This window comes from Polaromonas sp. P1_E3, assembly GCF_056405935.1.
Genome location: NZ_JBFUBD010000741.1, coordinates 1 through 819, shown reverse-complemented (window position 1 = coordinate 819; position 819 = coordinate 1). Strand labels below are relative to the sequence as shown.

The following is an 819-nucleotide window of genomic DNA, read 5'->3' as shown; positions in this document are numbered from 1 at the left end:
GGTGCAGGCCGTGGTGGGTGGCAAGGCAGTGGCCGGCATATCGGGCTACAGCGAGTTCAGCGATGAACTCGCCAGCGGGAAACTGCGTGCCATTGGCGTGTCGTCCAAGCGCATGGTTTTTGGCATTCCCTCGATTCGCGAACAGGGTCTCGATGTGGACATGGCCAACTGGCGTGGAGTGTTTACCGGCCAAAACGTGGCACCCGCCCGGCAGGCCGAAATGGTCGAAGCGGTGAAAGCCGCCGCGGGGTATGAGTCCTGGCAAAAAACACTGAAGCAGAACCACTGGGACTCTTCGCTGCTTTCTGGGCCCGGTTTTGCCAGCTTCATTGACTTTGACCTGACGACCTCGCGCGTCATGGTGCACCTGCTCAAGCTCAAAGCCTGACGCTCTGCGGCAGGGTTTTCGGAAGGGGCGGCCGCGTGGGTCACCCCTTTTTTCTCCGGCGTCCATCTGATGGATGGCATGGAAAGTGCTGTGCCTGTTGGAGAAACAGGCGCATGCCGGCCTGCTGCCTGATACATGCCACCACCGCTGGAGAATCTCATGCCGACTGTCCGACGACGTATTTTTCTCGGTGGGCTCACTTGTCTGGGCGCAGCTGCCGCCGGCGTTGTCCCTGCACCCTTGTGGGCACAGGCTGCCGTGAAGGGCAAGCTTGCGCCGAGATTGCGCATCGTCATACCAGCCGCCTCGCGCAGCACGCTGGACGAAGCGGGCCGTGCCCTCGGCGATGCCCTGGTCGGCCTGGGCCTGAGCGACGAGATCGAATACGAAAACAAGGAGGGGCACGGCGGCACCACAGGGCTGGCCTGGTC

At 62.4% G+C, this 819-nt stretch carries 2 pseudogenes; both read left to right on the top strand.

From position 1 onward, the window contains the following. A pseudogene (locus AC1D0Z_RS23205) lies at positions 1-388 on the top strand (tripartite tricarboxylate transporter substrate binding protein); the annotation flags it as partial. 159 nt (positions 389-547) lie between these two features. Next, positions 548-819 (top strand): annotated as a pseudogene (locus tag AC1D0Z_RS23200) (tripartite tricarboxylate transporter substrate binding protein); the annotation flags it as partial.